Annotated in this window: 17 protein-coding genes; 10 read left to right on the top strand and 7 right to left on the bottom strand. The window is 71.2% G+C overall.

Going from position 1 to position 24797, the window contains the following annotated elements:
- Positions 1–111 precede the first annotated feature (111 nt).
- On the bottom strand, positions 112–528 hold the full coding sequence (locus J1M41_RS10340) for a PaaI family thioesterase (RefSeq protein WP_020624995.1): 417 nt from the start codon (positions 526–528) through the stop codon (positions 112–114).
- Positions 529–744: 216 nt separating this feature from the next.
- On the opposite strand from J1M41_RS10340, the gene J1M41_RS10335 reads away from it, so the two are divergent.
- Positions 745–4335 carry a TM0106 family RecB-like putative nuclease gene (locus J1M41_RS10335; RefSeq protein WP_206451686.1) on the top strand — a complete coding sequence of 1197 codons (3591 nt, stop codon included), beginning with the start codon at positions 745–747 and terminating at the stop codon, positions 4333–4335.
- A 1-nt stretch (position 4336) separates the two neighbouring features.
- Here J1M41_RS10335 and J1M41_RS10330 read toward each other — a convergent pair whose 3' ends face one another.
- Positions 4337–5917 (bottom strand): AMP-binding protein, encoded by a 1581-nt coding sequence (locus J1M41_RS10330; RefSeq protein ID WP_206451685.1) that lies wholly within the window; start codon positions 5915–5917, stop codon positions 4337–4339.
- A 141-nt stretch (positions 5918–6058) separates the two neighbouring features.
- Here J1M41_RS10330 and J1M41_RS10325 point away from each other — a divergent pair, with 141 nt between their 5' ends.
- The 6 genes from J1M41_RS10325 (at position 6059) to J1M41_RS10300 (ending at position 13073) form a co-directional block, all read left to right on the top strand.
- Positions 6059–6673: a GNAT family N-acetyltransferase gene (locus tag J1M41_RS10325; protein WP_010080080.1), complete on the top strand. Its 615-nt coding sequence runs from the start codon at positions 6059–6061 to the stop codon at positions 6671–6673.
- A 58-nt stretch (positions 6674–6731) separates the two neighbouring features.
- A complete protein-coding gene (purB, locus tag J1M41_RS10320; protein ID WP_044658750.1) occupies positions 6732–8165 on the top strand; it encodes an adenylosuccinate lyase in 1434 nt (477 codons plus the stop codon).
- Positions 8166–8196: 31 nt separating this feature from the next.
- Positions 8197–9096: a trimeric intracellular cation channel family protein gene (locus tag J1M41_RS10315; RefSeq protein ID WP_095695030.1), complete on the top strand. Its 900-nt coding sequence runs from the start codon at positions 8197–8199 to the stop codon at positions 9094–9096.
- Positions 9097–9168: 72 nt separating this feature from the next.
- Positions 9169–10182, top strand: coding sequence for a trimeric intracellular cation channel family protein (locus tag J1M41_RS10310; RefSeq protein WP_060775426.1), 1014 nt, complete (start codon positions 9169–9171; stop codon positions 10180–10182).
- 66 nt (positions 10183–10248) lie between these two features.
- Positions 10249–11805 (top strand): DUF1846 domain-containing protein, encoded by a 1557-nt coding sequence (locus tag J1M41_RS10305; protein ID WP_002858124.1) that lies wholly within the window; start codon positions 10249–10251, stop codon positions 11803–11805.
- 260 nt (positions 11806–12065) lie between these two features.
- Positions 12066–13073, top strand: a complete 1008-nt coding sequence (locus tag J1M41_RS10300; protein ID WP_206451684.1) for an IS481 family transposase — start codon at positions 12066–12068, stop codon at positions 13071–13073.
- Here J1M41_RS10300 and J1M41_RS10295 read toward each other — a convergent pair.
- A complete protein-coding gene (locus J1M41_RS10295) occupies positions 13070–16102 on the bottom strand; it encodes a DUF3427 domain-containing protein (RefSeq protein ID WP_241247930.1) in 3033 nt (1010 codons plus the stop codon). The two genes, J1M41_RS10300 and J1M41_RS10295, sit on opposite strands and share 4 nt — an antisense overlap.
- 148 nt (positions 16103–16250) lie before the next feature.
- Between J1M41_RS10295 and J1M41_RS10290 the strand changes: the two genes are divergently transcribed.
- Entirely contained in the window at positions 16251–17498 is a 1248-nt protein-coding gene (locus tag J1M41_RS10290; RefSeq protein ID WP_011117090.1) for an IS256 family transposase, read from the top strand.
- A 183-nt stretch (positions 17499–17681) separates the two neighbouring features.
- On the opposite strand, the gene J1M41_RS10285 is transcribed toward J1M41_RS10290, so the two are convergent.
- From J1M41_RS10285 to J1M41_RS10270, 4 genes are all read right to left on the bottom strand, one after another.
- Positions 17682–18515, bottom strand: a complete 834-nt coding sequence (locus tag J1M41_RS10285) for an LD-carboxypeptidase (protein WP_342214104.1) — start codon at positions 18513–18515, stop codon at positions 17682–17684.
- A gap of 59 nt (positions 18516–18574) precedes the next feature.
- Positions 18575–20155 (bottom strand): long-chain fatty acid--CoA ligase, encoded by a 1581-nt coding sequence (locus J1M41_RS10280; RefSeq protein ID WP_342214103.1) that lies wholly within the window; start codon positions 20153–20155, stop codon positions 18575–18577.
- Positions 20156–20194: 39 nt separating this feature from the next.
- Entirely contained in the window at positions 20195–21376 is a 1182-nt protein-coding gene (locus tag J1M41_RS10275) for an acyl-CoA dehydrogenase family protein (RefSeq protein WP_087113629.1), read from the bottom strand.
- Between the two features lie 61 nt (positions 21377–21437).
- On the bottom strand, positions 21438–23120 hold the full coding sequence (locus J1M41_RS10270) for a long-chain-fatty-acid--CoA ligase (protein WP_041104681.1): 1683 nt from the start codon (positions 23118–23120) through the stop codon (positions 21438–21440).
- Positions 23121–23338: 218 nt separating this feature from the next.
- Between J1M41_RS10270 and J1M41_RS10265 the strand changes: the two genes are divergently transcribed.
- Together J1M41_RS10265 and J1M41_RS10260 are read left to right on the top strand one after the other, a co-directional pair.
- The gene (locus tag J1M41_RS10265) at positions 23339–23944 is read left to right on the top strand and encodes a TetR/AcrR family transcriptional regulator (RefSeq protein ID WP_206451683.1); all 606 of its coding nucleotides are present in this window, start codon (positions 23339–23341) and stop codon (positions 23942–23944) included.
- Positions 23945–24175: 231 nt separating this feature from the next.
- On the top strand, positions 24176–24742 hold the full coding sequence (locus J1M41_RS10260) for a DinB family protein (RefSeq protein WP_206451682.1): 567 nt from the start codon (positions 24176–24178) through the stop codon (positions 24740–24742).
- The last annotated feature ends 55 nt before the right edge of the window (positions 24743–24797 follow it).

Raw genomic sequence — 24797 nt, 5'->3', positions numbered from 1 at the left:
GTGCCGGCGTGTACGGGTTGGGGATCGAGGCCTCAAGCATGGCGTCCTCCTGGGGATGCGGGGTCGGGCGGCGGTCGACGACGGCGGCGCACCGGCGGGTGCGCCCGTCGGTCAGCGTCCGGGGGCGGGGATGGTGCGGGAGCGGCCGCGGAAGGCGGCCACCGGGGTGCCGTCGTCGGTGGTGACGGTGATGTCGTAGACGGCCGAGCGGCCGGCGGCGGCGACCAGGCGGCCCTCCGCGACGAGGGTCTGCCCGGCGCGGGTGGCCGCGAGGAAGTTGACGTCCACGCCGGAGGCCACGGTGAGGGTGGAGCCGTCCGAGGCGGGGTCGTTGCAGGTCAGCGCGAAGCACGTGTCCGCGAACGCGAAGACGGCGCCGCCGTGGGCCAGGCCGAAGCCGTTGTGCTGGTCCTCGGTGAGCGTCATCCGGATGCGCGCGTGGTCCTTCTCGGCGGCCTCGAGGGTGACGCCGAGCCACCGTGCCACGCGGTCCTCCGCGAGCATGGGGTGGTGGGCGGTCTCGGTCATGGGCGGGCCTCCCTGCCGGCACGGGCGCGCCGGCGCGGCGGCGCAAAGAATTACTGAACGATCATTAGGTAACTCCCTGGATGTGACCCACGTCAAGTCCGGTCCGGTGTGTGACGCGCGCCGACCCCCGTCGCCCCGCCGCCGGGGCGAGGCGCGCCGGGACCGTGTGCGCGGCCCCCGCCTATCGTGTCCGCGGCGCCTGTCTAGGGTGACCGCATGGTGACCTTCGCGCCGGACCGCGCCTCCTTCATGCTCAGCCCCTCGGACATCACCGCCGCCGCCACGTGTACCTATGGGTGGCTGCGCGGGACGGTGGACCCCGCGCTCGGACGTGCCCCGCGGATCGGCGCGGAGGACGCGTTCCTCGAGCGGGTCTCCCGCCTCGGGGACGAGCACGAGTCCCGCGTGCTCGCGCGACTCGAGGCGGAGCACGGCGCGAACCAGGTGGTCCGGCTCGCCCGCCCGGAGCGCTACACGCCCGAGGGCGTGCGGGCCGCCCGGGAGCGCACCGCGGCGGCGTTGGCCGCGCGCCCCGCCGTCGTGTTCCAGGGGATGCTGCACGACGGCGCGTTCGGCGGGCTGGCCGACTTCCTCGTGCTCCGCACGGACGAGGAGCACCCCGAGGGTGCGTACGAGGTGGTGGACACGAAGCTGGCCCGGCATGCACGGGTGACCGCGTTGCTGCAGATCGCCGCGTACGCGGACCTGCTGGACGGCATGGACGTGCCGCGGGCGCGGCAGGGCAGCCTGTGGCTCGGGGACGGTTCCCGGCACGTCGCGGACCTGGACGAGGTGATCCCGGTGTACCGGCACCAGCGCGCCCGGCTGGAGGCGCTGCTGCAGGATCACGTGGCCGCCGGGGAGCCCGCCCGCTGGGGTGACGACCGCCTGAGCGTCTGCGGCGCATGCGAGGCGTGCGAGGAGGCCGTCGACGAGCACCGGGACGTGCTGCTCACGGCGGGGGCCACGCGGTTGCAGCGCACCCGGCTGCGCGAGGCCGGCATCACGACCATCGAGCAGCTCGCGGCGTCCGTCGCACCGCCGGAGGGCATGGCCCGCCGCACGTGGGAGGCGCTGCGGGAGCAGGCGGCGATCCAGCTGGAGCCGGCCGGGGCGGACGGACTGCCGCCGCATCGGATCGTGGACCCGCGCGCCGTGGCGGGGCTGCCCGTGCCGGACGCCGGAGACGTCTTCTTCGACTTCGAGGGGGACCCGCTGTGGGTCTCCGCGGACGGGAGCATGGAGGGTCTCGAGTACCTGTGGGGATGGGTCGAGGCGCCGGGCGGGGACACCGCGCGCACCGCCTCGGCCGACTTCCGGTTCACGGGTCTGTGGGCGGACACCCGTGCCGCCGAGCGGGCGGCGCTCGAGCAGTTCGTGGCGTTCGTGGAGGCGCGGCGCGCGGCCCACCCGGGGATGCGGATCTACCACTACGCCGCGTACGAGGTCACCGCGCTGAAGCGCCTGACCGTGCGCCACGGCGTGGGTGAGCGCGAGCTGGACGACTGGCTGCGCGCGGGGCTGTTCGTGGACCTGTACTCCACGGTCCGCGCCGCCCTGCGGGCCGGTGTGCCGAGCTACTCCATCAAGAAGCTGGAGCCCCTCTACATGGGGGCGGAGCACCGGGCGGAGGACGGCGTCACGACGGCGGCGGACAGCGTCACCGAGTACCACCGGTACGTCACCGCGATGGAGGCCGGGGACACCGAGGTCGCGAGGGCGATCCGCGCCGACATCGAGGACTACAACCGGTACGACTGCGTCTCCACGGCACGGCTGCGGGACTGGCTGCTGGCACAGGTCGAGCCCGAGGAGGCCGCCGTCGCGGACCGTCCCGTCGACGACGCCGCGACCGGGAACGAACCGCTGGTCGAGGCCGCGCCGTCGCTCCAGGAGCAGGACGCGGCCCTCGCCGCCTCGCTTCAGGCGCTGGCGGGCGCCGAGAGGGACGAGGCGGGCGGGACGCGGGCCCCGGAGGCGGAGCTCGACGGCGGGCGGCGCGGTATCGCCCTGCTGGCCGCGGGCCTGGGCTACTTCGCCAGGGAGAACAAGCCGCTGTGGTGGGCCATGTTCGATCGGGCCGTGTCCGCCCCGGACGAGTGGCAGGAGCCGCGCGCGAACCTGGTGTTCGACACCGTCGAGTCGGTGAGTGCGTGGGAACGTCCCACCCCGCGGAGCAACCCCGCCCGGACGCTGACCGTGACCGGGCGCCTCGAGCCGGGCACCGAGGTCCGGCCGCGTCGGAACAGCCAGGAGAGGTTCAAGCTCAACGCCCTGTACGAGCAGCCGCCGCGCTGGGCGGAGCTGGCCCCCAACGCCGTCCGCTGGCAGAGCCGATCGCCCGTGGACGTGACCGAGGTGGAGGAGATCGCACCGGGCCGGTTCCGAGTCAGCCTGCTGCAGCGCCTCAGCACCAAGTACGAGCCGGAACCGCACGCGGAGGTGCCCATGGCGGTCTTCCACCTCAACTACGTCCGGCCCGGTGGCCTCCTCGAACGCATCCGGGAGCAGGCCGCCGAGGCCGCCCGCCGCGGCCGACTGCCGGACGGAGCGGTGTTCGACATCCTGGCGCGCCGTGCCCCGCGCACCACGGGCCGGACCCTCGCCGCGATCGGGGCGGACGTACGAGACGGCCGGCGGGACGGCGTCGGGGGCCTGGTCGAGGCGGTCGAGTCCGCACGCGGCTCCTACGTGGCCGTGCAGGGCCCTCCCGGCACCGGCAAGACGTACGTGGGCAGCCGCGCGGTGAAGGAACTCCTGGACCGGGGCTGGACGGTCGGCGTCACCGCCCAGTCCCACGCGGTGGTGGAGAACTTCCTCGACCAGCTGATCGGGGTCGGTGTGGACCCCGACCGCGTGGGCAAGGAGCCCAAGGACCCGGACGGACCGCACCGCTGGACGTCCCTGGGCTCATCGGAGGTCCATGCCTTCCTGGCACCGGGCCGGGTCCTGGGCGGCACCGCGTGGACCTTCGCGAACGCCGCGGCCCAGCCGGTCGACCTCCTGGTGGTGGACGAGGCAGGGCAGCTCTCCCTCGCGCACCTCCTGGGCGCGAGCGCCCTGGCCGAGACGGTGCTGCTGCTGGGTGACCCGCAGCAGCTCCCCCAGGTCAGCAGGGGCGAGCACCCCCAGCCCATCGGCGACGCGGCCCTGACCTGGATCGCGGAGGGCGCCCCCGTGCTCCGCGCCGAGCGCGGCTTCTTCCTGGACACCTCGTGGCGCATGCACTCGGCGCTCACCCGCGCGGTCTCCGAGCTCTCCTACGCCGGCCGGCTCGGCGCGCGGGAGGAGGTCACGGACGCCCGCCGGCTCGACGGCGTGGAGCCCGGACTGCACCCGTGGCCGGTCTCCCACACGGGCAACGCGGTCTCCTCGCCGGAGGAGGCCGCGGCCGTCGTCGAGATCATCCGGTCACTGCTCGGCCGCACCTGGTCCACCGGCCCGGACGATCCCGGCCGACCGCTCGAGCCGTCCGACGTGATCGTGGTGGCCCCGTACAACGCGCAGGTCGCCACGGTCCGGGAGACGCTCGACGCCGCCGGTCTCGAGGGCACCACCGTCGGCACCGTGGACAAGTTCCAGGGCCGGGAGGCCGCCGTCGCGATCCTGACGATGGCGGCGTCCTCACCGCAGGAGGTGCCGCGCGGGCTGGACTTCCTCCTGAACCGGAACCGGCTCAACGTGTCGATCTCGCCCGGACAGTGGGCCGCCTACCTCGTCCACTCCCCCGCCCTCGCGGACGCGCTGCCCACCAGCCCCGAGGACCTGCCGATGATCGGCGCGTTCCTGCGGCTCGTGCACCGTTGAGTCAGCCGGCGGCGCCCTGGCGCAGCACGAACCGCTGCAGCTTGCCGGAGGGGGTCTTGGGCAGCCGGTCCACGAAGTGCACCCGGCGCGGGTAGGCGTGCTTGGAGTACTCGTCGCGGACCTTGGCCTGCAGCTCGGCCGCCAGGGCGTCCGGGTCCGCGACGGCCCCGGCGGGCACCACGAACGCCACGACCTCCTCGCCCCGCACCCCCTCCGGGTCCGGCAGGCCGACGACGGCGACCTCCTGCACCCGCGGGTGGTCGATGAGCACGGACTCCACGTCGAACGGGCCGATCCGGTAGCCGGCGGCGAGGATCACGTCGTCGTCCCGGGAGGAGAAGAAGAACCAGCCGTCGTCGTCCTGCCGGGCGGTGTCCCCGGTCAGGTACCAGCGCCCGTCCGGGGTGAAACGCTCCGCGGTCTTCTCCGGCTCCCCGAGGTAGCCGGGGAACCAGAACAGGGGCGAGGCCGCGTCGATCGCGATCTGCCCGTCCCGGATCTCGGCGGCGATCCCCGGCAGGGGCACACCCATCGAACCCGGGCGGGGCGGCGCGGCCAGCTCGGGGTGCGCGAGGGTGCAGATGACCATGCCCAGCTCGGTCTGGCCGTAGTGGTCGCGGATCTCCGTGCCGAGGGCCGTCCGGCCCCACTCGAGCACGGACGGCGGCAGCGGCTCCCCCGCCGTGGACACGCGCCGCAGCCGCAGCGGGGCGTCCTCGGTGACCTCCCCGGCCTTGGCCAGCGCGCGGAACATCGTGGGGGCGCCGGCGAGGTTCGTGATGCCCTGCGAGCGGATCACCTCGACCATGGTCGCCGGGGAGAAGGCGCCGCGGTACTGCACCGAGGTCGCCCCGAGCACCAGCGTGCCGACGATCCCGTAGTACAGCCCGTACGCCCAGCCGTGGTCGGCCGCGTTCCAGAACAGGTCCTCGGGGCGCAGGTCCACCGCGCACGTGAGGTAGACGGCGAACGCGGCGGCCGCGCGCAGCGGCACGGGCACCCCCTTGGGGCGGCCGGTGGTGCCGGAGGTGAACAGCAGGGCGATCGGCCCGTCCCCGCCGACGGCGACGTCCTCGCCCAGCGGCGCGGAGTCCGCGAGCGCGTCCCACTCCGGGCCGGTGCGGATGATCTCGATGCCGGGGATGTCCGTGAGCTTCTCGGCCTGACGGGGTTCGGCGACGACAAGCCGCGCCGCCGCGCCCTCGATGCGCATCCGGGCGGCGCCCGCGGCGAACGCGGTGAACAGCGGCACGTGCACAGCGCCGAGCCGCCACAGGGCCAGCAGCGTGATGACGAGCTCCTCCCGTTTGGACATCATCACGGGGACCCGGTCGCCGCGCGTGACGCCGCGGGCGGCGAGGCCGGTGGCGAGGCGGCGCGAGCGGTCGGCCAGCTCGCCGAAGGTGAGGTCGACGGCGGACATGTCCTCCGCCACGAACCGGAACGCCACCGCGTCGGCCGGCCAGCGGTCGCAGAGCAGGTGGGCGGCGCAGGCGTCCGGGGTCTCGACGTCGGCGACCCACCCGGCCATCAGCCGGTCGATCGTCCCGGCCTCGTGGGCCTGCCCGGTCCGTTCCGTCATCTCGGTCTCCTCATCCCTCTCGGCATGCCGACGCCGGGCGACGGCGACGTCAGCCACGGTAGGTCCACCGCGCCCCGGGCCACCGGGCGCGTCCGCATGTTGCACTCGCCACCCCGTCGCGGCTGAGGGCAGGATGGCGCCATGACTGATCTCGATCCCGCCACCCCTCGCCCCTCAGGGACGCGCGCGGACGCCCCGCCCCGGACCGACGTCGCGCTGCGCCCGGTGGCCGCCGACGACGCCGACTTCCTGTGGACCTGGATCCACGGCGCCGAGGACCCCGAGTGGAAGTCGTGGGACGCCCCCTACTTCCACGCCGCGGACACGGCCGCCCCGCCGAGCCGCGCGGACTTCGACGCCGACCACGCGCGCCGGCGCGTCGGCGACCCTGACGTCCGGGTCGTCACGGTGGACGGCACCCCCGTCGGTCTCGTGACCCGCACGGAGCAGCATCCGGCGGGCGCGGGCTGGTGGGAGCTCGGCATCCTGTTGTTCGACCCGACCACGTGGGGCCGCGGCGTCGGGCGGGCGGCGCTCACGCTGTGGTCGGACGCGTCGTTCGCGGAGACGGACGCGCACCTGCTGAGCCTGGTCACGTGGTCCGGCAACGCGCGGATGATCGCGTCGGCGGTCCGCGTCGGGTACACCGAGGTCGCCCGCATCCCCGAGGCGCGCTCCTGGGAGGGCCGGCGATGGGACTCGGTGCAACTCGCGGTGCTGCGGCGAGACTGGTGGCCGGCGTCGACGGACGGCTGAGGACGGACCCGGCCCTCGCCTTCGTCGGGCGTCCGCGGCGCCTGCCAGAATGGGGGCCATGACCTCACAGCCCGCGTCCACCGCCCACCGCCGTTCCCTCGCCGAGGCCGGCATCGCCCTCGGCCCCCTGGACGGCCGCTACCGTGCGGCGGTGGAGCCGCTCGTGGAGCACCTGTCCGAGGCGGCGCTGAACCGCAACCGCATCCACGTGGAGGTCGAGTGGTTCATCCACCTGGCCGAGCACCGTGTGCTGCCGGGTCTCGAGCCGCTCACGGCCGAGCAGCAGGCGGGCCTGCGGGCGATCGTCACGGACTTCGACGCGGAGTCCGTGGCCGAGCTGGCGGCCACCGAGAAGGTCACGGTGCACGACGTGAAGGCCGTCGAGTACTTCATCGCCGACCGCCTCGAGGGGCTGGGTCTGGGCCGGCTGAAGCCGCTCGTGCACTTCGCGTGCACCTCCGAGGACATCAACAACCTCGCCTACGCGGTGGGCGTGCGCGACGCCGTCGAGCAGGTCTGGCTGCCGGCCGCCCGCGCCGCCGTGGCCACCGTCTCCGCGATGGCCGCCGAGGCCGCCGAGACCCCCATGCTCTCCCGCACGCACGGCCAGCCGGCCACGCCCACCACGCTGGGCAAGGAGATGGCCGTGTTCGTGCACCGTCTGACCCGCCAGACCCGGCGCATCGCCGGCCAGGAGTACCTGGGCAAGATCAACGGCGCCACCGGCACCTACGCCGCCCACCTCGCCGCCGCCCCGGACGCGGACTGGCCGGCCCTGTCCCGGTCCTTCGTGGAGCACCTCGGCCTCACCTGGAACCCGCTGACCACCCAGATCGAGTCCCACGACTGGCAGGCGGAGCTGTACGCCGACGTCGCGCGCTTCAACCGGATCCTCCACGGCTTCTGCGTGGACGTGTGGAGCTACATCTCCATCGGCTACTTCGCGCAGATCCCCGTGGCCGGTGCGACCGGCTCCTCCACCATGCCGCACAAGGTGAACCCGATCCGCTTCGAGAACGCCGAGGCCAACCTCGAGCTCTCCTGCGCCCTGCTCGACTCGCTGGGCGCCACCCTCGTGGAGTCCCGTTGGCAGCGCGACCTCACGGACTCGACGTCGCAGCGCAACATCGGCGTGGCCCTCGGCCACTCGGTGCTCGCCCTGACCAACGTCACCAAGGGCATGGGCCAGCTCCAGGTCGCCGCGCCCGTACTGGCGGAGGACCTCGACACGAACTGGGAGGTGCTCGGCGAGGCCGTCCAGACCGTGATGCGTGCCGAGGCGATCGCCGGCGTCGAGGGCATGGACAACCCCTACGAGCGCCTCAAGGAGCTGACCCGCGGCCACCGCGTGGACGGGGCGCGCATGCGCGAGTTCGTGCAGGGCCTCGGCCTGTCGGAGGCGGCCCAGGCGCGCCTGCTGGAGCTGACCCCGGCCGGGTACACCGGCGTGGCGGCGGAGCTGGCCAAGGAGTTCGGACCGGCGCAGGGCTGACCCGGGCCGCCTGACGGGGGACGATGGGCGGGTGCTGCTTCCGTCTCTCCCCGTGTGGCTGCTGTCCGCCGCCCCCAAGGACCCCGCCGAACTCGAACGGGACGTGCCCGAGCCGATCGACGCGCACGGCGAGCTCGCCGACGCGATCACCGCGGCGATCACCGCCGTGGACCTCGTGGGCGTGTTCTTCTTCGCGATCTCGGGTGCCGTCCTCGCCGTGCGCAAGGGCTACGACATCGTCGGCTCCCTGCTGCTGGCCCTCATGGTGGGCACGGGCGGCGGTGTCGTCCGTGACCTCGTGGTCGGCCGGGACGTGCCCGCGGCCTTCGACAACCCCTGGTACCTGATCCTGCCGGCGGTCGCGTCGCTAGCGGTGTTCCTCCGGATCTTCGACGGCGAGCGCGGCCACCACGCCGTCATGGCCTTCGACGCCATCGGCCTGGCCGTGTACTGCGTGGTGGGCACGCGCATCGCCCTGCTCGCCGGCCTGAGCCCGGTCGCCGCCGCGGTGCTGGGCCTGGTGACCGCCGTCGGCGGCGGCATCCTGCGCGACGTCGTCGCCGGGGAACCGCCCGCCGTGTTCGGCGGGCGCGGCTGGTACGCGCTGCCGGCCATCCTCGGCGCGGGCACGACGGCGGCCCTCGGCCAGGCGGAGCTCCTCGGCCCGCTGACCTCGGCGGCGGTGATGGTGCTCGTGCTCGTGCTGCGCGTGGTGTCGCTGCGCAGGGAGTGGCTCGCCCCGGGGGCCGAGATCTCGGGGGAGACCCAGCGCCAGCGCCTGGATCCGCACGACGAGCCGCCCGTGCCGGACATCCGCGACCGCAAGGGCCGGGACGGGCCGCCCGCCGACCCCGGCGAGGACGGCCCCCCGGCGAACGAGGAGACGCCCGGAGCCGGCGAGGACGTCACACCTCCGGGGACACCCGGGTGAACAAACGAGCCACTGCGCGGGCCGCACGGGACAATGGCCGGTGAATCCCCGGACCCGACGGAAGGAGCCGCCGTGGACGTGCAGCAGTTCTTCGCCACCCTCACCGACGTCCCGTGGCTGCTCACGACCCTGGACCTGATCGGGATCTTCTTCTTCGCCACCTCGGGGGCGCTGCTGGCGGCGCGCAAGCAGTTCGACCTGGTGGGCTCGCTGGCGCTGTCCCTGCTGGCCGGGCTGGGCGGCGGCTTCACCCGGGACATCCTGCTGGACCGCGGCCTGCCCGCGTCCCTGGAGAACCCGGTCTACCTGGCCCCGCCCGTGCTGGTGTCCCTGCTCGTGTACGTCAAGGTGATCCACCCGAATCGGCTGAACCTGACCATCACCCTGTTCGACGCCGCCGGGCTCGCCCTGTTCACGGTGTCCGGTGTGCTGCTGGCGCACTCGATGGGCGTGCACCCGGTGTCCACGGTGGTGATCGCGATGGTCACGGCGCTGGGCGGCGGCGTGCTGCGGGACATCGTCGCCAACGAGGTCCCGTCCATCTTCGACCCCCGCGGCGTCTACGTGCTCCCCACGTTCCTGGGCGCGGTGCTGGCGACCGTGGTGGCGATGAACGGCGCGCTCAACGCGTTCACGGGCTTCCTCATCGCGTTCCTGATCTTCGCGGTGCGGATGATCGCCTACCGCTACCAGTGGCGGTTCTTCGGCGCGGAGATCTCCCAGGACAAGGAGTCCCTCGCGCGTCTGCGGCGCCTGGCCACGCAGGCGCAGGAGGCGGCCGCGCGCCGGGTGGAGCGCACCCTCGAGCGCCGGCTGCGCTCCCCCGGCGCCCCCGCCTTCCCCGACGACGACGCGGACGGGTCCTACGGACCGCGGCAGGAGTACGAGGACCAGGTGCGGGTGGACGACTACGACCCGCAGACCCAGACGATCACCGTCGTCGACCCCGCCTCACACCAGCAGGTGCGCCTGGACCGCGGCACCGGCGTCATGGACGTCACCGACCTGCGCACCGGGCGCACGCGCAGCTTCGACGACCCCGAGCACGACTGGATCGCGGACGACCCGGAGGACCCGAGGGACTGAGGGATGCGGGGGCCCGACGCCGGGCCGGGGCCACGCGCCCCGCGGACAGGTCTATGCTGAGAGTCCATGACCGGCACGCATGAGACCGCCCGCCCCGCCAGCACCACCACGGAGGCCGCGGCCTCCGGCCCCCTCCACCGCGTCGGGTTCGACCGCGCGAAGTACATCGAACTCCAGTCCCAGCACATCCAGGAACGCCGCCGCCAGATCGGCGGGAAGCTGTACCTGGAGATGGGCGGCAAGCTCTTCGACGACCTGCACGCCTCCCGCGTCCTGCCCGGCTTCACCCCGGACAACAAGATCGCGATGCTGGACCGCATCAAGGACGAGACCGAGATCCTGGTGTGCTTCAACGCCAAGGACCTCGAGCGGAACAAGGTCCGCGCGGACCTGGGCATCACGTACGAGGACGACGTCCTGCGCCTCGTGGACGTGTTCCGGGAGCGCGGGTTCCTGGTGGAGCACGTGGTGGTCACGCAGCTGGAGGACGCCAACCACCGTGCGCTGGCGTTCCTCGAGAAGCTCGAGCGCCTCGGCCTGAAGGTGGCCCGCCACCGCGTGATCCCCGGCTACCCGCACGCCATGTCCACGATCGTCTCGGAGCAGGGCTTCGGCGCGAACGAGTGGTCCGAGACCACGCGGGACCTCGTCGTCGTGACGGCCCCCGGCCCGGGCTCCGGCAAGCTGGCGACGTGCCTGAGCCAGGTGTACAACGATCGGCAGCGGGGCATCCCGGCCGGCTACGCGAAGTTCGAGACGTTCCCCATCTGGAACCTGCCTCTCGAGCACCCGGTGAACGCCGCCTACGAGGCCGCCACCGTGGACCTGGACGACATCAACCTGATCGACCCGTTCCACCTGGCCGAGTACGGCGAGCGGGTGACGAGCTACAACCGTGACGTCGAGGTGTTCCCGCTGCTGTCCGCGCTGCTGGAGAAGGTCACGGGCACCACCCCGTACAAGTCCCCCACGGACATGGGCGTGAACATGGCCGGCGCGGCGATCGTGGACGACGAGGTGTGCCAGGAGGCCGCGAAGCAGGAGATCATCCGGCGCTACTACAAGGCTCAGGTCAACGAGGCGCTGGAGGGCGCGGACGACACCGAGTCCGAGCGCGTGGCCCTGGTGATGTCCAAGCTGGGCCTGAGCTCGGAGGACCGCCCGGTGGTGGGTGCCGCGCAGTTGGTGGCCGAGCGCACCGGTGAGCCCGGCGCGGCCGTGCAGCTGGCGGACGGCACCCTGGTGACCGGCAAGACCTCGGAGCTGCTGGGCTGCTCCGCTGCGGTGCTGCTCAACGCCCTCAAGGTGCTGGCCGGCATCGAGGACGACGTGCACCTGCTCTCCCCCGCCTCGATCGAGCCGATCCAGACGCTCAAGACCGTGCACCTGGGCTCCAAGAACCCGCGGCTGCACACGGACGAGGTGCTGATCGCGCTGTCCGTGTCCGCGGCGACCGACGAGAACGCGAAGGCGGCCGTCGAGCAGCTGGCCAGCCTCGAGGGCTGCGACGTGCACACCACGACGATCCTCGGCTCCGTGGACGAGGGCATCTTCCGGTCCCTGGGGATGCTCGTGACGAGCGAGCCGAAGTTCCAGAAGAAGGGGCTGTACCGGAAGCGGTGACGGTGGGCCCGGATCTCGAACGCCTCCGTTTGAGATCCGGGCGACTCCCGGGCCGTTTCCGTTCGGGATCCGGACACCTCCGGAAAACTCGCGCCCGCGCCTATCGCGCACGACGACCGTCACACTCGACGCCCACTCCCTCCCTAGCTGTTGTGGGTCATGAGGTTCTTGCCACGGGGTACGGGCTGAGATGAGACGAGTGGGCCTCTCCCGCAGGATGGAAGTTCCTACACCACCGACCTGCCCGAGAAGACCCACTCATGACTCACGCTAACGCACCCCTGACCCCGACCGGCCGTCTCAGGATGGTCCACCGCCACCTGCACGACGGGATCCCGCAGGCGCACGTGGCCGCCGAGTTCCGGGTGAGCCGGCCCACGGTGGCCACCTGGGTGGCCCGCTACCGCGCCGAGGGCGAGGCCGGGCTGCTCGACCGGCCCAGCCGTCCGCGCCGTTCACCTGCCCAGCTCGACCCCGAGGTGGTGGCCCAGATCCAGACCCTGCGTCGCAGGGAGAAGTGGTCAGCCCGCCGCATCCATCACCACCTCGTCTCTGAAGGCCACCAGCTGTGCCTGCGCACTGTGGGCAGGTGGCTGCACCGACTGGGCATCTCCCGGTTGCCAGACCTCGCGCCCACGGGTGAGGACCTGCGCCAACGACCGCAGAAGATCACCGCCCGCGGCCCGGGGCACATGGTGCACCTGGACGTGAAGAAGATCGGGAAGATCCCTGACGGGGGCGGCTGGCGTGCTCACGGACGTGAAAGTGAAGCAGGCCGTGCTTCCAAGCGTGGTGCAGGCCGGCGGGTCGGCTACACCTACCTGCACTCGGCGATCGACGGGTACACCCGCCTGGCCTACACCGAGGCGTTGGAGGACGAGCGGGCGGCCACGACCGTGAGCTTCTACTGCCGGGCGCGGGCGTTCTTCGCCGCCCACGGCATCACCGTGGACCGGGTGATCACGGACAACGGAAACAACTACCGGGCTGCGGACTTCACCGCCAAGGTGGTCTCGCTCGGGGGCCGGCACCACCGGATCCGCCCCTACACCCCGCGCCATAACGGGAAGGTCGAACGCTACAACCGGCTGATGGTCGATGAGGTCCTCTACGCCCGCCCGTATACCTCAGAGACAGCTCGGCGTGAGGCGCTGGCCGTGTGGGTGAACCACTACAACTACCATCGGCCTCATACCTCCTGCGGGAACGCCCCGCCGGCCTCGTTGGCCCCGGCCCGAGTCAACAACGTCATGCCCTCCTACACCTAGCTAGCGGCCCTCGCTTCCTGGTACGCCGAGGTAGGCATCTCGCGATCCAGTGCCCAAGTGATCTGCATCGGCCGTTCTGTGCCCGACCAATCCGCGAACTGCACCGTTCCCAGACACAGATAGGCAGCACCCTCTCCAATCGCATCCCTACCCGACCCTCGAACAAACATTAGGGTGTGCGACTCGCCGTGCTCCTTGCTGAGGTAGCGCTGGCCCGTGGGGGAGCGAGCGGTCGTGACGTTCTGACTCTCCCAGTGGAATGCGGACCGGCTGACGGCAAAGTCGCGGTACATCGTGCTGGGTGAGAACTGCCGAGCATCCTTTTTAAGGGTCACGAGGAGAGCATCGGTGTTGTAGTCCGGGGAGAAGGCCACGCCTTCCCGGTGACTCGACTGCGTGCGCTCCCACGATGAGATGTCCAGGCCGGCCAGAATCTCCGTCCGTCGATAGTGTGCATGGCTACGGAGGGCCGTCGGCTTCCCCAACCGCAGGTGCTCGGGAGCGGTCCGGGCGCTCGACACGACGACGTCGAGCAACTGGTCGACCTCCTCCACGAATGCGGGCAACCCCCGAACCCAGTCGAAAGCTTCGTCGAAATCGGAAAATGGGGCTGGCCCCGCCCCATGCAAGAGGGTGAAATACAGCATGCGCGCGTACTGCTGATCCTGCGGAGTCAGCTCTTCATAGCGTGTATTATTTGTGAGCAACCGGCGGTACGCATCGGCCCGCTCGGCATCGTCCACGTGGCGCAGCGTGATAGCACGGAGGGTCATCCCACGGTCGTCGGGAGTCATGATGACCCCGAGGTGGTTACCCATCGCGAGGTCTTTGACGGTACTCCAGCTCCGTCCCGATTTTCCTGGCCGGTACACGTCCTCCAGCCCACGGCCGGCCTCCTCGAGGTACCGCGCCAGCGCATAGTCGGCAAGTCCGACGCGCGCCGCAGTGGCGTGGTCCCGCACATCCCTGACTAGGTCCGACAGTTTCAAACCCACCTGATTCTTGAGATTGGCCAGGATGTTTTCCTCCGCCACCCGGTCCAACACGATCTGCGATCCCGGCGGGAGGTAGGGGAATCCTGCCTCAACGTCGTCGATCAACTGGCGCCGACCACTGCCCGTCAGCGCGCGCAGTTTGAGGTCGAAACGGAATTCTTTGCGCTGATGGCCCACAAAATCTAGCGCTGTCAGCACGCTCTTGGTGGGAGAGCGGCGGAGCCCTCGTCCGAGCTGCTGGAGGAAGATCGTGGCACTCTGCGTCGGTCGAAGAAAAAGGACCGTGTTGACCTCAGGGATGTCGAGCCCCTCATTGAACACATCGACGCCGAAGAGCACCTTCAGGGTCCCAGCACGGAGGTCTCTGAAGGCAGCGGCTCGTTCTTCTGACCCGGTGTCCCCCACCACCACGGCCGCCGGGACCTTCGCGCGGTTGAACACCTCGGCCATAAAGTGAGCATGGTCCACCGTGGCACAGAACCCCAGGGCCTTCATGGCATCGAGGTCAGATACCTTGTCGCTGAGCGCCGCCAGAATCTTCCGAGCACGGGCCTCGTCGCCGGTGTAGATCCGACCCAGTGCACCCACGTCGTACTGGCCATTACGCCATTCGATTCCTCGAAGGTCGACGTCGTCGTTCACGGCGAAGTAGTGGAAGGGCACAAGAATGTCCGCCTCAAGCGCGTCCCAGAGGCGCATTTCGGAGGCAATGCGTCCTTCAAACAGGTCCTTGACGTTGACCCCATCGGCGCGTTCCGGTGTCGCCGTCAGACCGAGGACCTCGCGTGGCCTGAGATGGCGGAGGAGTGCCTCGTAGGAACTCGCAGAGGCGTGATGAAACTCGTCGATGACGACGACATCGAACAGGTCCGGAGACAACGTGGCGACACCTAGCCGAGCCAAGGACTGAACGGACGCAAACACGTGCTTCCACTGCGACGGATGCTCTCCCCCGACGAACAGCTCCCCGAAGGTGCCGTCGTTCAAAATGGCGCGGTAGGTCTTCCGGGCCTGGCGCAAAATCTCTTCCCGGTGCGCCACAAAGAGAAGAGTTGGGGGCGAACCGGCACGCAGTGCCATGTCCCGGTAGTCAAGGCCAGCTATCACCGTCTTGCCCGTGCCGGTGGCCGCGACGAGCAGGTTGCGGTGATGACCACGCGCGCGCTCAGCGTTGAGGTCATCAAGCATCCTCGCCTGGTGCGGATACGGGTGTACGTCCAGACCGCTGAGGTCGATGCGGTCCCCGCGGTCTGTGAATGATCCCTGTCGCAGTTCGCGGTCGAGGCGCTCGGCGTCCCGCTCCGGGTCGTAGGGCTCAAACGCCGGGTCGGCCCAGTACGTGTCGAACGTGGCCTGGAACTTCCTGACTAGTGATGGAGTCGCGATGGAGGACAACCGGACATTCCACTCCAAACCGTCCAGCATCGCGGCCTTGGATAGGTTGGATGATCCAACGTAAGCCGTGCTCCAGCCACTCTCGCGGTGGAACAGCCATGCCTTTGCATGGAGGCGCGTCGAGGCGGTCGTATAGTTCACGCGCACCTCGCCGCCGAACTCACCCACGATGCGATCCAGTGCTGCCCGTTCGGTCGCCCCCACGTAGGTCGTCGTGATGACGCGGAACGGCACCTGGCGCTCAGCCAAAGAGGCCAACTGTTTCTCTAAAGTGCGCAGCCCGTGCCATTTCACGAACGCGCACAACAGATCGACGCGGTCGGCCGAGGCTAGTTCGTCGCGAATCTCAGCGCCGATGCTGGGTTCCCCCACCGCGTTCGTCAGCAAGGCAACCTCGGAGAGAGGCGTCGCCGGCCGGGCCAGTCGCTCCTTGACGGGCGATGCGGCAGGTCGGATCTCCTGGAGCGTCCGCAGTCGTCCCGGTCGTCCGGGCTCTGAGACCGGAAGATCAGGCGCATAGTCCGCCCCCAAGGCTGCGATGACGCGTTGTACCAGCTCGACCTGCTTCTCCGGCGTTTTCGCCTGCGTCAGCGCATGCCGAAGCAGACCGCCGACATGAACGGCAAGTTGATGGGGCAAAGCAGTGTCACTGAGTGGTTCAAACAGTTGAGTCCCGGATAGTGGTGTAACCCTCCCCGGTGGCCACGACCATCTTCGAGACGGACGCGGTCACCGTGGGAGCCTTCGAGCGAACCTTCCACAGCACTCTCGAAAGGACATCACCACGATGACCGCTCCACACATTGTCGACCCTGAACGCCTGCTGCGCGAAGCTCTCGGGGAGGCCTCCCCAGACCTGCTGCGCCACCTGCTGCAGACCGTGATCAACGCACTGCTCTCCGCCGACGCTGACGCGGTCTGCGGGGCCGAGTACGGCAAGCCCTCCGAACACCGGACAGCGCAGCGCAACGGCTACCGCCACCGACCCCTGGACACCCGCGCCGGCACGATCGATGTGGCCATCCCCAAACTCCGGGCCGGCACGTACTTCCCCGAATGGCTGCTCGAGCGCCGCAAACGGGCCGAGTCCGCACTGATCACCGTGGTCGCGGACTGCTACCTGGCCGGGGTCTCGACCCGGCGCATGGACAAGCTCGTACGGCAGCTGGGCATCGACTCGCTCTCGAAGTCCCAGGTCAGCCGGATGGCACAGGAGTTGGACGAGCACATCGAGGCTTTCCGTCACCGGCCGCTGGGCGAGGCCGGCCCGTTCGTGTTCCTCGCCGCCGACGCCCTGACCATGAAAGTCAGAGAGGGCGGGCGGGTGATCAACGCGGTGGCCATGGTCGCCACCGGGGTCAACGCCGACGGGCGCCGCGAAGTCCTCGGGCTGAGGGTGGCCACCACGGAGACGGGTGCGGCGTGGAACGAGTTCTTCGCGGACCTGGTGGCCCGGGGGCTGGCCGGGGTGGCACTGGTGACCTCGGACTCCCATCGCGGCCTCGTGGAAGCCGTGGCGGCGAACCTGCCCGGGGCCGTGTGGCAACGCTGCCGCACCCATTACGCGGCGAATCTGATGGCCGTGACCCCGAAGAGCATGTGGCCGGCGGTGAAGGCCATGCTGCACAGCGTGTACGACCAGCCCGACGGGCCGGCCGTGCAGGCCCAGTTCGAGCGCCTGTTGGACTACGTGCAGGACAGGTTGCCCGCGGTGGCTGGGCACCTCGATGCAGCACGAGAGGACATCCTCGCGTTCACCTCGTTCCCGAGGGACGTGTGGTCCCAGATCTGGTCGAACAACCCTGCCGAGCGGCTGAACCGGGAGATCCGGCGCCGCACGGACTCGGTGGGGATCTTCCCGAACCGGGATGCCGTGGTGCGTCTGGTCGGGGCTGTGTTGGCCGAGCAGACCGATGAGTGGGCCGAAGGCCGCCGGTATCTCGGCCTGGAACTGCTCGCCCGGTGCCGTGAGCCCCTGACCACGGAGCAAGAGACCGTGATGAGCACGGAGGTGATGCCGACCCTGCAGACCTGACAGGTACAAGCCCCCTACAACCTCGAAGACGGCTACACCACTTCCAGGGACTTGACCGTTCAAACCCCGGCTCGAGATTCTGCGCGGCGGCCAGCTGCTGCCGCACGTGCAGGGTTTCTACCTGCTCATATGCTCCCGCGGGCAGCCTAAGAAGACGCCCTGCGACCGCTTCGTCGTTAGTGCTCACGGTGCTGATTCTGACACCCCACCCGGGCACGTGGAGGAGTTCCCAAAGACGACCGATGAGTACTGCCCAGTGGCCTGCGCCGCCGCGCGCTCGACCGCGCCGCGCGGCACCTCGAAGGAGCTCGTCGGCGGCCGGGCCGCCAGCACGGCGTGCACAGCGCGCTCCCCCAGGATGCGCAGCATCCGACGCACCTCCCCGACCCACGGCAGCACCTCAAGGCAGCCGCCCCACGTCCGGCCGGTCACCGCGCGCCGCGGCCCGGCCCAGCGCCACGGTGAGGCGCCCTCGCCGACGCCGCGCGCGCCGTCGTCGTGCGGGCACGGCACCGGATCCCGCTCGCCGAACTCGGTGAGCGCCCGCGGGTCCAGCCAGTCGACGCCGTGATCCTCCGACTCCCCCGGCTCCGTGATCTCCAGCCGCCCTCCCGTCAGCAGGGCGGCCCGCAGGGACGCGGCGTGCACCTCATCCACAGCCGGCCCCGGCCCCAGGTGCACCTGGGTGGAGCCGCCGTAGAAGCTCGCCATGCCGTTCGCCCACAGCCACTGGTGCAGGTTGGTGTTGTCGCTGTAACCGAGGAACGGCTTGGGGTCCGCGCACACTGTGTCCGCGTCCAGGTGTCCGATCACGGTGATCTGGTCCTCCCCGCCCACCGTGGCGATCACCGCCCGGATCTGGGGGTCCGCGAACGCCGCGTTCAGGTCCCGCGCCCGGTCCTCGGGACTCGCCCCGAGCTGCCGGGTGGTGGGGTACTCGACCGGCACCAGTCCGGTCACCTCGGCCAGGCGGCGCATCGCCTGCTCGTGCACCGCGGGAGCGTAGCGAGAGGCCACCTGTCTGTCGTTCCTCTCACTCAGACCAGACGACCTGCGCCCAGACCGCCCGGCGCCCCTCACCCCTGACGCAGCTCGCGGCGCAGGATCTTGCCCGTGGCGTTCTTCGGCAGCCCGTCCAGGACGGTCACCTCCCGCGGCTGCTTGTAGCGGGCCAGCCGCTCGGCCGCGAACGCCTGGAGTGCCTCCCCCGTGACGGCGCTGCCCGGGGCCAGCGAGACGAAGGCGGCGATCTCCTCGCCCAGCCGCTCGTCCGGCACGCCCACCACGGCGGCCTCGACCACGTCCGGGTGCTCGTAGAGGATTTCCTCCACCTCGCGGGGGTACACGTTCATGCCGCCGCGGATGATCACGTCCTTGAGCCGGTCCACGATCATCACGTACCCGGCCTCGTCCCGGCGGGCGATGTCGCCGGTGCGGAACCAGCCGTCCTGGTCGAACGCCGCCGCCGTGTCCTCCGGGCGGCCCCAGTAGCCGGCCATGATGCCCTCGCCCCGGATGCGCAGCTCACCGGAGGTCTCGAGGTCCTCCTCGGGCACCTCGGTGCCGTCCATCGCGACGATCCGGAACTCGAAGCCGTCCACCGGCCGGCCCACGGTGCCCGGGCGGGTCGGCGCGTCCACGGGGTTGAAGAAGCACGCACCCGCGTTCTCGGACAGCCCGTAGCCCTCCAACACGGGAACGCCGTACAGCTTCTCCGCCGCGCGCAGCGTCTCCACCGGCAGGCTCGCACCGCCGGAGAGGGGCATGCGCAGCCTCGAGAAGTCCGCCGGCTCGGCCCCGGCCTCACGGCGGGTCCGGGCCACGGAGAGGAACGCCCCGTGCATGGTGGGCACGCCGGGCAGGAACGTGACGCCGTGGTCCTGCAGCTGGTCGTAGGCGGCCTCCGGCACGAACCGCGGCATCAGGGACAGGGTGGACCCGGCGAACACCGCCCCGTTGAGCACCACCGAGAGCCCGAACACGTGGAACATCGGCAGCGCCGCGAACACGACGTCGTCCGGGCCGAGCCGACCCAGGCCGGTCGCCGTCGCCATGGCGTTGGAACGCAGGTTCGTGTGCGTCAGCCGGGCACCCTTGGGCCGCCCCGTGGTGCCCGAGGTGTAGAGCAGGACGGCGTCGTCGTCGGGGTCCCGCAGGGTGATCTCCGTGACCGGGGCGATGCCCTCGGCGACGCACTCCCGCCCGACCGCTTCGAGGTCCAGGGTGACCACCTCGACGTCGACGTTCCCGGCCACCTCGTCCACGGCCGGCAGCCCGGGCATGGCCCAGAGCATGCGCGCCCCGGAGTCCTCGAGGAAGTACTCCAGCTCACGGGCAGTGAACAGCGGGTTGAGCGGCACCATCACCGCGCCCAGACGCATGAGCGCCTCGTAGACCGCCACGAAGGCCGGGACGTTGGGCAACATCACGGCCACCCGGTCCCCCGGGCCCACCCCGCGGTGGCGCAGCCAGCCGGCCGTCGCGGCCGTGACCTGGTCCAGTTCGCGGTAGGTCATGCTGGCCTCGCCGATCCGCAGGGCCACGGCATCCGGCTGCCGGGCCACGGTGGCCGAGAGCAGCTCGGCCACATGGCCCCGGCGCTCGGTGGGCCGGCCGTGGGTGGTCGCGGAGGTGTCGGGGGTCTCGGAGGTGGTCACGGTGGCTCCTGATCTGGTGGGGCGGTCGTCGGAGGGGGTTCAGAGGAAGGCGGAGTGACCGGTGAGGCCGCGGCCCACGATCAGCGAGTTCACCTCGTAGGTGCCCTCGTACGTGAAGATCGCCTCGACGTCGCAGAAGAACCGGCCGAGCCCGACGTCGGCGAGGATGCCGTTGCCGCCCATCATCTGGCGGCCCAGCGCGGCCGACTCGCGGCACATCTGGGAGGTCTTCAGCTTCACCAGGGAGGCCTGCGTCATGGACACCTCGCCGGTGGCCTCCAGCTGCACCGCCCGGTGCGCCATGCCCAGGGTGGCCGCCAGGTTGGCCGCGATCTGCACGAGCAGGGACTGCACCAGCTGATGCCCGGCGATCGGCCGGCCGAACTGAGTGCGCTCCAGCGCGTAGCGGCGGGCGGCGTCGAGGATGCCCTGCTGCGCGCCCACGGCCTGCCAGCCCAGGCCGTTGCGGGAGCCCAGCAGGATCACGTTGGTGTCCGCGAAGGTGTTGGCCTTCTCCAGCTTGTTCTCCGCCGGGATGCGCACGTCCGTGAAGGTGATGTCCGCGTTCTGGACGATCTTCACCGCGGTCTTGTGCTCGATCTTGGTGGCCTCGTAGCCGGGGGTGTCGGTCTCCACGATGAAGCCCTTGACCTGGTCGTCCTCCTCGTCCCGGGCCCACACGATCGCGATGCGGGACATGGTGCCGTTGCCGATCCACCGCTTGGCCCCGTTGATCACCCACTCGTCCCCCTCTCGGCGGGCCGTGGTGGCCATGCCGCCGGCGACGTCGGAGCCGTGCTCCGGCTCGGTCAGCGCGAAGCAGCCGGTGTACTCCATCGCGTACAGGCCCGGCAGCCACGTCTGCTTCTGCTCCTCCGAGCCCAGGGCCTCCAGGGTGGCCCCGACGAGGTCGTTGTGCAGGGCGAAGTACACGCTGAGGGAGATGTCCGCGCGGGCCAGCTCGGCCATCAGGTGCCCGCGGAACAACGGGTCCTCGGTCATGCCGCTGATGTGGTTGTAGCCCAGCTCCCCGACGCGGCGGGCGATCTCGTGCGGGAACTCGTCCCGGCTCCAGGCCTCCGCCACGTGCGGGGTGACGATCTCGGCCAGGGCGGCGCGGATCTCCGTGAGCTCCTCCTGCTGCTCGGGCGTCAGGAGGCGGTGGTACTCGAGGACGTCGACGTCGATCAGCGAGCGGGTGCGGGAATCCGTGGTGGTCATGAGGGGCTCCTGGAGGTCGTTCGAGGGGGGTGCTGAGTGGTCTGGGGAGGTGGCGGGCCGGTCAGCGGCCGGAGGTGAGGGCGTCGGCGTAGTCGGCGCGCAGCTTGCGCTTGTTGACCTTCCCGACGCCGGTCCGGTCGATCTCCGTCACGAAGCGGACCTCGTCCGGCAGCTGCCAGGTGGCGAAGCGCTCGGCGAGTGCGGCCAGGACGGCGTCCTGGTCGACGTCGGAGTCCTCGTCCCGCACCACGAGGGCCAGAGGACGCTCCTCCCACTGGGGGTGGGGGACGCCGATCACGGCGGCGTCGCGGACCCCGGGGACGGTCATGATGTGGTTCTCCAGGTCGATCGAGGAGATCCACTCGCCACCGGACTTGACCACGTCCTTCAGGCGGTCGGTGACCTTGAGGTAGCCCTCCGGGGAGAGGTAGCCCAGGTCCCCGGAGCGCCAGTAGCCCTCGTCGTCGAAGCCGGCCTCGGTGGCCTCGGCGTTGTCCGCGTAGGAGGTGGTCACCCAGGGCCCGCGCAGGCGGATCTCGCCCACGTTCTCCTCGCCGGGCGGCAGCAGCTCGCCCAGGGGGTCGGTGATCTTCACGTCCACCCCGACGACGACGAGGCCCTGGAACCGCTTGAGGTTCCACCGCTCATCCTCGGAGAGGGTGTCCATGAGGCTCGGCTTCATGCGGTTGAGGGAGACGATGGGCGAGGTCTCCGTGGCGCCGTAGGCGTGGATGACCTCCGCGCCGGTGAGCTCGTCGAAGCCGCGCATCATGGCCACGGGGGGCTCCGTCGCGCCGCACAGCAGGCGCACGCCGTCCATCCGTGGGGGCGTCTCGAGGGTGCGGAGGTGGTGGAGCATCGGCATGAGGATCGCGGGGGCTGCCGGGGCCACGGTGACGCCGTGGTCCACGAGGGTGGAGGTCAGCCACGGGGTGTCCGTGAGGTTGAACCGGCCCGGCAGCACCAGGCGCGCGCCCACGGCGACGGCGGCGAACGGCAGGCCCCAGCACTGCGCGTGGAACATGGGGGTCAGCAGCAGGGCGGTGTCCGCCATGGTCATGCCCAGGGTGGACACCACGGCGTGCGCGTGCAGCCAGGTGGCCCGATGCGAGTAGAAGACGCCCTTGGGACGGCCGGTGGTGCCCGTGGTGTAGCAGGCGCCGGAGGCGGAGCGCTCACTCACGTTCGGCAGGCCCCCTGTCTCGAGCGGCTCGTGCCCGTCGAGGAGGGCCTCGTAGGAGAGGACGTCGTCGCGACCGGCCCAGTCGGCGGGGAGCTCACCGTCGCCGGCCACGATCCAGCGGACGCCGTCGGGCAGGTGCGGTTCGAGCGCGGCGGCGAGCTCCAGGAGGGTCTCGTCCACGACGATCGTCCCCACCTGCGCGTGGGTGATCACGTAGGCCAGGTCCGTGGGCGCCAGGCGCAGGTTGAGCTGCACCATGGTCGCGCCCAGCAGCGGGACGGAGAAGTAGGACTCGAGGTGGCGGACGTCGTTCCACAGCAGCAGGCCGACCCGGTCCCCCGGCCCGACGCCCTCGGCGCGCAGGGCCGCGGCGATGCGGCGCACCCGCTCCCACACGGCCGCGTAGGTGGTGGTCTGCCACGGGGAGCCGCCGCCGCGGGTGTGGATGATGTGCTGATCCCCGAAGGTCCGGGCGGCGTCCCGCAGGAGGCGAGTGGTGGTGAGCTGCTCGTCGTCGCCCATGGTGGACGGGGTGCCGAGGACGGTGTCGGTGGTCTGCATGGGTCCCCCTGGGAGGTGTGGTGATCGCGGAGGCGGGCGGCAGTCATCTGTGACGTGCCTCACTGGGCTGGTGTTGCACACTCAAGCACGATGTTGCACTAGCGTGCAAGAAGGGTGCGGGGGGCGTTTCGATCCCTGCCGTAGGGTTCAGCGAGCCCCCGCATCCTCGTCTCCCGACCACGGGCCATCCCATCCGCCGACCCAGCCCCGAGGACCCGATGAACACGCCCCTGCCCTTCGACCAGGACGACCTCTCCTCCCCCGCACGCCTGCGGCTGGCGGCCCTCGAGCTGTATGCCGAGCGCGGGGTCGAGATGGCCAGCGTCCGCGAGATAGCGCAACGGGCCGGCGTCGCCCCCGGGCTGGTGCGGCACCACTTCGGCAGCAAGGCGGGGCTGACCCGCGCCGTCGATGACGACGTGCTGCGCCTGATCGCCGCGACCCTCGACGAGGTCCCGCTCGTGGGCACCCCCCAGGAGGTGTCCGCGGCCCGCGACGCGGCGTTCGCGGACCTGCTGGCCGAGCACCCGGTGGTGGGGGCCTACGTGCGCCGCTCGCTGCTGGAGGCCGGCGGGGAGACCGAGTCCCTGCTGGAGCGCCTCGTAGACCTGACCACGGAACAGACCGAGCGCCTGCGCCGGTCCGGCTTCGCCCCGCGGCGCAGCATGCCGACGTCCGTGTTCGGCACCGTCATCCGGCAGATGGGGCACCTCATGGTCGGCCCGTCGGCGGACCGCATCTGGCGCCGGATCGCCGAGACCCAGGAGGACGCCGCCGAGCAGGCGAGCCCGCGGGTGCGGCTCGTGGTGGATCCGCCGCGGTGAGCAGGATCGCCTCCGACCGCGAGGGCGTCGTGCACCTCGTCCGGCAGGCCGACGACGCCGGCCCGCCCGTTCCGGGAACGCCTGCGGTCGGTATGGGCGCACCTTGCAGGCTCAGAGCGACCGCACGCGTTCCAGGTCCGCGGGCGCTCACCCCGCCCGCTCCCGGGCGCCCCCGCCCCCGCACGCGCCGTTTCCCGAACGACAACGCGGGTGGGGCGTAGCCTGGCCGCCATGACCACCGTGTTCTACGACGACCAGGGCCGCCCCGAGCCGCCCTTCGCCGCGGGCGAGGCCGCCACCCTGCTGGGCTTCCTCGACTTCCTGCGCGCCACGATCGAGTGGAAGACGGCGGACCTGGACACGGCCGCGCTGCACCGCCGGCTGCCGGGGCACCCGTCCGCGATGACGCTCGGCGGCCTGCTCAAGCACCTCGCGTTCGTCGAGTTCTGGTGGTTCGAGGCCGTCGCCCTCGGCGAGCCCACCTCGGCGCCCTGGGTGGGCGCGGACTTCGACGCGGACCCCGACTGGGACTGGCACAGCGCGGCGCAGGACTCCGCGGCGGACCTGCGCGCCCTGTGGCAGGGCCAGGTGGAGCGGTCCCGGCAGATCGTGGTGGACCTGCTCGCGGCGGACGGCGACGACGGCGCCGCAGCCCTGGCCCGCGCCCACCGGATCCGGGAGGGGCGCGACCCGGTCTCGCTGCGGTGGATCCTCACCCACATGATCGAGGAGTACGGCCGCCACGCCGGCCACGCCGACCTGCTGCGCGAGGGGATCGACGGCCAGGCCGGCGAGTGAGCCCGCCCCACCCGCAGTCCCGCCTGCGGTCGCACCCGGGTTCATCCCCTCGTCG

Origin of the sequence: Micrococcus sp. KRD096, assembly GCF_017168495.1 — a bacterium.
In the GTDB taxonomy this organism is placed as follows: domain Bacteria; phylum Actinomycetota; class Actinomycetes; order Actinomycetales; family Micrococcaceae; genus Micrococcus; species Micrococcus luteus.
The sequence above is the reverse complement of the archived record's forward strand: the minus strand, read 5'-3'. Positions and strand labels throughout refer to the sequence as shown.